Raw genomic sequence first — 8,626 nt, forward strand, 5'->3', positions numbered from 1 at the left:
GCGCTATGCACTTGCCAGCACCGCTTTTGGAGCGCCATGCGGTGTTGCTCCTCCTTGCAGGCACGAGCCTGCCGCGTCATCGCGCCTTGCCTGGCGCCCCAACAGCAGCGCTGGCAAATGCATCCAACTGCCGTTTTTAGGCTAAGCGCCCGTAGGACTTGCACGCACGATGACGCAACCGCGTTAGCCAGTCGGCACGAAATAAGGGCTGACACCTTTCGGGGTCAGCCCTTGGGGAAGCGGTTGAAAGCGCGTTGCAGTCACGGCAGGCGATCAAGGCCCGCCAGACGCCCATCGATCAGCGTGCCGGACGTGCGGGGCGCTTGCGCGCGTCATGGGCCACGAATGGCTTGGCGCCACCTGCACCCGCAGGCTTGGCGAATGCCGGTTTGCGGGGAGCGTAGTCGCCCCGTGGAGCGCCCGCCTCGCTGCGCGGTGCAAAACCACCGCGGCCAGCGTCGCCAAAGCCGGGCTTGCGGCCGTAGCCTTCGCTGTCACGGCGAGGGGCAAAGCCGCGGTCATCACGACCGCCGCCAAAACCGCCACCGAAACCACCGCGGTCGCCGTAGCCACCACGGGCGGGGCCACCAAACCGACCACGCGACGCATTGTCACGGTTATCGTAGGAACGCCCAGGAGCGCCACGGCCACCACCAAAATCACCTCCGCGAGGTGCCTGCGGAGCGCGTTGCGAGGGCTCCATGCCCGGGATCACCTCGGCCTTGAACTGCTGGCGGCTGTACGACTCAATGTCGTAGATTTTGCGGCGGTCGCGGAACTCGGCGAACGTGACGGCCAGGCCATCGCGGCCCGCACGGCCGGTGCGGCCGATGCGGTGGGTGTAATCCTCGGCCTTCATGGGCAGACCGAAGTTGAACACGTGGGTGATCGTGGGCACGTCAATACCGCGCGCAGCCACATCGGTGGCCACCAGAATCTGCACCTGGCCGGCGCGCAGCGCCATCAATCGGCGGTTGCGCAGGCCCTGGCTCAGGGCGCCGTGCAGGGCCACGGCCGAGAAGCCTTCCTGCTGCAGGTCGTTGGCCAGACCATCGCACTCCACCTGCGTGCTGGCAAACACGATGGCCTGGTTGATGCTGGTGTCACGCAGCCAGTGATCCAGCAGCTTGCGCTTGTGCTGAGCGTTGTCAGCCCAATACAGCATTTGCTTGATGTTGGCGTGCTTTTCCTGGGGGGAGTCGATCGTCACCTTTTGCACCGACGAACCACCGTCGTGCATCACGCGCATCGCCAGCTGCTGGATGCGCGGCGCGAACGTGGCGCTGAACATCATGGTCTGCTTGCGCTGCGAGGTCAGCTGGTTCAGTTCGGCCAGGTCATCCGAGAAGCCCAGGTCGAGCATGCGGTCGGCTTCGTCAACCACCAAAAATTGCACTTTATCCAGCTTGATCTGCATCGAGCGCTGAAGATCGAGCAGACGGCCCGGCGTCGCCACCACGAGGTTGGCGTTTTGCAGCTTGGCGATCTGCAGTTGGTACGGCATGCCGCCCACCACGTTGGCCACGCGCAGGCCGCGGCAATGCTTGACCAGGTCGATGGCGTCATGCGCCACCTGCTGTGCCAGTTCACGGGTGGGGCACAGGATCAGGGCACCCGGTGTGGCGGCTTTGAAATTGCGCGAGCTGGTGGGATCCTTGCGCTTGGCACGCTTGGGAGCAGGCTCACCACGCGCAGCCGCTTCGGCCGCAGCACGTTCGAACGCAGCACGCTCCTCGGCTTCGGCCTCGGCCTGTTGCCTGATCAGCGTGTGCAACACAGGCAGCAAAAAGGCTGCCGTCTTGCCGCTGCCAGTCTGACTAGACACCATCAGGTCAATGAACTTGGTGGCGTCGTTGCCGCCGCCCATGGCCAGGGGGATGGCCTTGCGCTGCACGCTGGTGGGCTGGGTATAACCCAGGTCAGCCACGGCACGAACCAGTTCAGGCGCCAGGCCCAGATCGATGAAACCGTTGGGCTCCGTCGTTGATTCTTGAACGGCCTCTGCGGAAACGTCAGCAGCCAGGGAAATGTGTGCAGGCGCGAACTCGCCCTGCACCAAAGAGGTGTCGGTCATGATTTTTCTCTCACGAAGACGATCGCAAGCGCAGCCTGCGAGTGGCTTCGTCAATGGTTAAAAAACATCAACCATCAAACGAAACCTGCACGAGTCAATCCGGTGCGGGTGGGCGTTTTTGCCAGTCCTGCACCGTTCTTGGAAAACGGTGCGCTGGCGGGCCCGGTGTGTGAGGGGAGATGCGCAATCTGCGCGGTTGATTCCTGCGCAGCCAGAGATTATGACATGGATCAGGGTTTCCCCGCAACCCCCCTCCTCAAACGAAGGGCGATGGAGAGACTTTTCAACTCATGGCGCAGCCAGCGTGTATCACTGCTGCGCGGTCACCGCAAACTCAGACAGCCAGCAGATGCGTCCGGTAGTGCGCCAGCTCGTCGATGGATTCGTGGACGTCGGCCAGCGCGGTGTGCTTTTGCGCCTTTTTGAAGCTGGTATAGGCCTCGGGCTTCCAGCGCTTGGCCAGCTCCTTGAGGGTGCTCACGTCCACGTTGCGGTAATGAAAAAATCGCTCGAGCCGGGGCATGTAGCGCGCCAGAAAGCGCCGGTCCTGACCGATGCTGTTGCCGCACATCGGCGCTACGCCCTTGGGCACGTACTTCGACAGGAAGGCCATGATTTCCTGCTCGGCTTCGGTCTCCGTCACGGTGGATGCCTTGACCTTGTCGATGAGGCCACTGCGGCCATGCGTGCCCTTGTTCCACGCGTCCATGCCATCGAGCAGCGCAGTGGACTGATGGATGACCAGCACCGGACCCTCCACGCGCGGCTCCAAGCTGGGGCCGGTCACCACGACCGCAATTTCCAGCAAGCGATCGGTTTCGGGTTCCAGGCCCGTCATTTCGCAATCAAGCCACACCAGGTTCTGATCGGATTTGGCAAGCATGGCGGGGGAAGGGTTGTGGGTTTCTGACATGGCGCGCATTGTCGCCGATGGCCTAAACTCGCCGCACATGGCTTCCCCCTACCCTCCTGAGACTCTGATGTCACCGTCACTGGCGCTGACCCTGGCCTTTGCTGTCGCACTGGTCGCTGGTCTTGTGCTTCGGCTGTGGCTGGCATCGCGCCAGATTCGTCACGTAGCAACGCACCGCGGGGCCGTGCCTGAGGCGTTCGCCGAACGCATCTCGCTCGCTGCACACCAAAAAGCGGCTGACTACACCATCGCAAAGACGCGGTTTGGCCTGATCGAAATGGCGGTGGGCGCTGCCGTGCTTTTGGGCTGGACGCTGCTGGGCGGCCTCGATGCACTCAATCAGGCCCTCCTCAACACCTTGGGCGGTGGCATGACGCAGCAGCTTGCATTGCTGGCGGCCTTTGCCGTGATCAGCGGCTTGATGGATCTGCCGCTGTCGCTGTACCAGACCTTTGTGATCGAAGAACGCTTTGGCTTCAACCGCATGACGTGGCGACTGTGGCTGGAAGACGCGGCCAAAGGGCTGCTGATCGGCGCGACCATCGGCCTGGCGGTAGCGGCCCTGATTCTGTGGCTGATGGGAGCAACGGGGTCGCTGTGGTGGCTGTGGGCATGGTGCTTCTGGATGGGGTTCAACCTGCTGCTGATGGTGGTGTACCCCACGTGGATCGCGCCGCTGTTCAACAGGTTCGAGCCGCTCCAGGACGAATCGCTTCGCGATCGCGTGACGGCGCTGATGCAGCGCTGCGGCTTTTCAGCCAAGGGCCTGTTTGTGATGGATGGCAGCCGCCGCAGCGCGCATGCCAAAGCCTACTTCACCGACTTTGGCGCTTCCAAGCGCGTCGTTTTCTACGACACCCTGCTACGCCAGCTTTCGCCCGGCGAAGTCGAGGCGGTGCTGGCGCACGAGCTGGGCCATTTCAAGCACCGCCACATGACGCAGCGCATGGTGATGATGTTTGCAATCAGCCTGGCTGGTTTCGCACTGCTGGGATGGCTTTCCGGGCAAGTGTGGTTCTACACTGGGCTGGGCGTGGTGCCCAACCTCTCGCTCGACCCGGCGCTGGCGTCGGCGCCCAACGATGCGCTGGCGCTGCTGCTGTTCTTGCTGGCCACGCCCGTGTTCACGCTGTTCATCGCCCCGCTCATGGCGCAGCAATCCAGGCGGCATGAGTTCCAGGCGGACGCGTACGCTGCGGCCCAGGCCAGCGGCGCCGACCTTTCGTCTGCACTGCTCAAGCTGTACGAAGACAATGCGTCCACCCTGACACCAGACCCGGTATACGTGCAGTTCTACTATTCGCATCCGCCTGCCGCCGAACGGCTGGCGCGCATGCAGCCCCAGAAGGTTGTCTATCCATGAGCTCCTCGATGTTGAAGAAAAAAGACTGGTCCGCGCACGTCCGACGCGCCCTGACAGCTACAGAAGTTGTAGCAAGCCTCGCCAAAGTCGAGGGCTGGCACCTGACAGGCGACGGGCCTGATGTGGCCATTGAGAAGACCTACCACTTTGCCAATTACTACGAAACCATCTCGTTCGTGAATGCCGTGGCTTTCATCGCCAATGCGCAGGACCACCACCCAGACCTGTCGGTGCACTACAACCGCTGTGTCGTGCGGCTGAACACCCACGACGTGCATGGCATATCAGCCACTGACTTTGAATGCGCGGGTCAATTCGATGCGTTGGTCGAATAGCGCGCCCTGCACTGGAAGCGCTGGCTGATGGGTGAGCGCAGCGAGCTCATCCCGGGCATCGTGGTGGCCAGCCATGGTCGGCACTGCATGGTCGAGACACCTGATGGACAGCGCCGCATCTGTCACCCGCGTGGAAAGAAAAACCAGGCCGTTGTTGGCGACCGCGTGCTGTGGCAAGCCGCGCCGCCCGGTCAAGGTGATGAGGGCACCATCGAGAAGATCCATGAGCGGCGCAACCTGTTGTATCGGCAGGATGAGATCCGAACCAAGTCTTTTGCGGCCAATCTGGACCAGGTCCTGATTCTCATCGCGGCCGAACCCGTCTTTTCTGAGAGCCAGCTCGCGCGCGCGCTCATTGCTGCCGAGGCTGAGGGCATCAAACCCATCATTGCACTGAACAAGAGCGATCTGGTGGAGCCATTTGCCCGCGCCTGGGAGCGCCTGCTACCCTACCGCCACATGGGCGCAGGCAAGCACTATGCTGTGCTGCCGCTGTCACTGGCACGCGCCAGCGATGCGGACCGGTCGCTGCTGATGGAGCAGCTTCGGGGCAAGACAACACTCATCCTTGGGCCATCGGGATCGGGCAAAAGCACGCTGATCAACCTGCTGGTGCCCGGTGCCACGGTTGTCACGGGAGAAATCTCGCAGGCTCTGAACTCGGGCAAGCACACCACAACCAGCACCCACTGGTACTGGATGGACGCTGCGCGCACCACGGCGCTGATCGATTCACCAGGCTTTCAAGAATTTGGCCTGCATCACATTGCCCCCACGCAGCTTGCTGCGTGCATGCCTGACATCGCAGCCCATGCTGGGCACTGCAAGTTCTATAACTGCACGCATCTGCATGAGCCCGGTTGCGGCGTGCTTGCCGCGCTGAAAGATGGCACGGGCGACAGCGCGATCAGTCCGACACGGCACCGCATCTACAGCGACCTGTTCGAAGAACTGAGCCACACGCGGTACTGAAGCGCGAGAACCATTGCATGCCGCCTGCAAGGCGGGGGCGGGGGCCCCCTCAACGCGGCCGCGCGGCCGGGCAGTCGCCCGGTGAACGCCCCGTGCGCCTGGCACAGGATCTGCAGAATCTGCAGAATCAGCCCAGCAGGCGGGCCAAGGTAAGCAACGCCAGCAACAGCATCCAGACCACGACAGACCGCCAGACCAGGCCGACGACACTGCGCAGGTGGCCGACTTCCGGCTCACGCCCCGGCGTCGAGTCGCTGCCGCCCAGCTCGGCGTCTGCCGCCGGCCCTTGGGGAGCATCTACCAGGGTTCGGGCCTTGAGAGACTCGCCTCCAAGGCGGACATTGATCGCGCCCGCAGTGGCGGCCAGCACCACCCCGTCGTTATCGTCAGGAAAGTGCTGTGCATGGAAGCGCCACCCTTCAATCGCTTCCTCAAAACTGCCCACCACCGCAAAGCTCAGCGCAGTCAGCCGCGCGGGCAGCCAGTCGATCACCGTCCAGGCCTGTGCGCACGCGCGCTGCAAGGCCGCGCTGACGGGCTGCGTCCGAGACTGCTGACGCGGGTGCCAGTAGCGCGATACGAACTCCGCCAGCCGGTACAGCACGGCGCCGGCGGGCCCGAGGCCGAGTGCCGCCAGGACCGAAAACCACACCAGCACGCCAAACACATGGCGATGCGCAGCCAGCACCGAATACTCGATGACATGGCGCACGATCTCGCTTCGGGGCAGCACTCCCACATCGACCCGCTGCCAGTGGGCAAGTCGCTCGCGCGCAGCGTCCTCATCGCCGCTCTCCAGCGCATCGCGGATACCGGTGAAATGATGGCTGAACTGACGAAAGCCCAGCGTGAGGTAGAGCACCGCAATGCTCCAGATCACCGCAAAAGGCCAGCCCAGGCCCCACACCAGCAACCAGTGAATCGCCAACGTCACGGCCGCTGGCACCAGCACAGCCAGGGACCACGCAACCCAGCCGTGGTGCGGTTTGCCCGCGTCAAAATTGCGGCTCACCGACAGGGCCCATGCACGCACGCCAGCGTGGATGGGATTGCTTTGCGCGAGCGGGCGCGCCTGCTCGATCAGCAGGGCGAACAAGATGGCGAAAAAGCTCATGCAGCAATGATACCGGCGCCGACCGTGCCTTTGGCGCGGCCCGACCGGCTTCTCAGGCCGACATGAACCGGTAGAAGTTGCGCAACATGCCCGCTGTGGCACCCCAGATAAACCGATTCTTTTCCCCATCCTGGTAGGGCATCGAGAACCACTCGCGGCGGCTGCCGTCGTGATCGAACACATGGCGACGGTGGTTGGCAGGATCGAGCAGGAACGCCAGGGGCACCTCAAACAGGTCGGCCACTTCGTAGGGATTGGGGCGCAAAACGCAGTCGGGACGCACCAGCGCGACCACCGGCGTGATGATGAAGGACGACCCCGTCACATAGGTGGGCAGGCTACCGAGTACCTCCACAAACTCGCGCTCAAGGCCCACCTCTTCCTGCGCCTCGCGCAGTGCGGTCTCTGCTGGTGAGGCGTCTTGCGCGTCCGCACGCCCCCCGGGGAAGGCCACCTGGCCAGAGTGGGTGGACAGATGCGCCGTGCGCTCGGTGAGCAGGACCATGGGTTGCTCGCGCTGCACGATGGCCAGCAGCACCGCCGCATGGGCTGGCTCGCGGTCCATGAATTTTTTTTCCAGAACGACTTCAGGCTCCCACACAGGCGCCGACGCAAACCGGTGCCGCAACGCCTGCGGCGTCTGCGCGGCGGGCGCCACCGCGGGCAACTGCGAGTCAACCGCCGCCACCGGCACCCGTCGTGGATCGAAATCGGGAAGGGCCGAACCCTGGAAGATGACCGATGAGACGGCTGGAGTGGGTGTGGGTTTCACGGAAAAAAGGTCGCAAGAAACGCTTAAACCTAAAAAGGTAGTTGACCGCTTGTCATCTTGCCGCACACCGCGTGGACTCGGGGCTTGCGTTGTTTACGCAGCCTCAACTTTGAGGTGGCAGCGCTATGCACTTGCCAGCACCGCTTTTGGAGCGCCATGCGGTGTTGCTCCTCCGTGCAGGCACAAACGCACACCCGCATCGCACAACCGGTACATGCACACCGAGGTGCCCGCCCGTGCTGGGCGCAAAAACAAAAAGCCGCTACAGGCAGATGCTGTAGCGGCTTGTCAGGACGAGCCCGCGCCTTAGGCGACGGTGGCTGCAGCCTTGTTGACGCGCGAAGGAAGCTTTTCCTTGATGCGTGCCGACTTGCCGCTGCGATCGCGCAGGTAGTACAGCTTGGCACGGCGCACGTCACCGCGGCGCTTGACTTCAATGCTGGCAATCAGCGGGCTGTAGGTTTGAAACGTGCGTTCCACGCCTTCGCCGCTGGAGATCTTGCGCACCGTGAAGCCGCTGTTCAGGCCGCGATTGCGCTTGGCAATCACCACGCCTTCGTAGGCCTGCACGCGCTTGCGGGTGCCTTCCACCACGTTCACGCTCACGACGACCGTGTCGCCAGGCGCGAATTCGGGGATGGTTTTGTTCAAGCGGGCGATCTCTTCCGCTTCCAGGGTTTGAATCAGGTTCATTTGGATTCCCACGATCTTGGCCGCGCCACCAATGGCTGCGTCGGGATTGACGTTTGAAGGTTTTGCAACGCTTTGCTGGCAAAGCAGTGTCACAAAACGGCCGGGCAGAGGATCGAAAAGCCTTTGATTATAGCAATCTAGGAGCCTGTCGGACTTGGAGCGTCGAAAGCGAAAATCGGCGAGAGCGAGGACAGTTTTTGCCGAATTTGCAGCCCCATAGCCGAGCTATGGGGCAAAAAGGCGGTTAACAATGGACCGCTGCGGTCGATTTGCAGCCGACGATTTCCAAGTCCGACAGGCTCCTAGTGTCATGTCCCGTTAATTTCTGGCATTAATCGTGCATGCCAATGCGGTATCTTGGGAACGGAGATACCGCCATGAGGACAGGAA

Annotated in this window: 8 protein-coding genes; 3 read left to right on the top strand and 5 right to left on the bottom strand. The window is 62.8% G+C overall.

Annotated elements, in window-relative coordinates:
- Positions 1-298 precede the first annotated feature (298 nt).
- Both ACK543_RS01720 and orn read right to left on the bottom strand, forming a co-directional pair.
- Positions 299-2,074 (bottom strand): DEAD/DEAH box helicase, encoded by a 1,776-nt coding sequence (locus ACK543_RS01720; protein ID WP_409941155.1) that lies wholly within the window; start codon positions 2,072-2,074, stop codon positions 299-301.
- Between the two features lie 334 nt (positions 2,075-2,408).
- On the bottom strand, positions 2,409-2,987 hold the full coding sequence (gene orn, locus ACK543_RS01725; RefSeq protein WP_409941156.1) for an oligoribonuclease: 579 nt from the start codon (positions 2,985-2,987) through the stop codon (positions 2,409-2,411).
- Between the two features lie 37 nt (positions 2,988-3,024).
- On the opposite strand from orn, the gene ACK543_RS01730 reads away from it, so the two are divergent.
- The 3 genes from ACK543_RS01730 to rsgA are packed head-to-tail and all read left to right on the top strand — an operon-like array spanning position 3,025 to position 5,657.
- Positions 3,025-4,350, top strand: a complete 1,326-nt coding sequence (locus tag ACK543_RS01730) for a M48 family metallopeptidase (RefSeq protein WP_409941157.1) — start codon at positions 3,025-3,027, stop codon at positions 4,348-4,350.
- Complete coding sequence (locus tag ACK543_RS01735) at positions 4,347-4,685, top strand: 4a-hydroxytetrahydrobiopterin dehydratase (protein WP_409941158.1); 339 nt, start codon at positions 4,347-4,349, stop codon at positions 4,683-4,685. The genes ACK543_RS01730 and ACK543_RS01735 overlap by 4 nt, the downstream gene beginning before the upstream one ends.
- A 27-nt stretch (positions 4,686-4,712) precedes the next feature.
- Positions 4,713-5,657, top strand: coding sequence for a ribosome small subunit-dependent GTPase A (gene rsgA, locus ACK543_RS01740; protein WP_409941159.1), 945 nt, complete (start codon positions 4,713-4,715; stop codon positions 5,655-5,657).
- Between the two features lie 127 nt (positions 5,658-5,784).
- On the opposite strand, the gene ACK543_RS01745 is transcribed toward rsgA, so the two are convergent.
- The 3 genes from ACK543_RS01745 to rplS form a co-directional block, all read right to left on the bottom strand.
- Positions 5,785-6,771, bottom strand: a complete 987-nt coding sequence (locus tag ACK543_RS01745; RefSeq protein WP_409941160.1) for a CobD/CbiB family protein — start codon at positions 6,769-6,771, stop codon at positions 5,785-5,787.
- A gap of 52 nt (positions 6,772-6,823) precedes the next feature.
- A complete protein-coding gene (locus ACK543_RS01750; RefSeq protein ID WP_409941161.1) occupies positions 6,824-7,543 on the bottom strand; it encodes a CoA pyrophosphatase in 720 nt (239 codons plus the stop codon).
- Positions 7,544-7,849: 306 nt separating this feature from the next.
- Positions 7,850-8,236 (bottom strand): 50S ribosomal protein L19, encoded by a 387-nt coding sequence (rplS, locus tag ACK543_RS01755; protein ID WP_409941162.1) that lies wholly within the window; start codon positions 8,234-8,236, stop codon positions 7,850-7,852.
- Positions 8,237-8,626 lie beyond the last annotated feature (390 nt).

It is taken from the genome of Acidovorax sp., assembly GCF_046341535.1.
Lineage (GTDB): Bacteria > Pseudomonadota > Gammaproteobacteria > Burkholderiales > Burkholderiaceae_C > Acidovorax.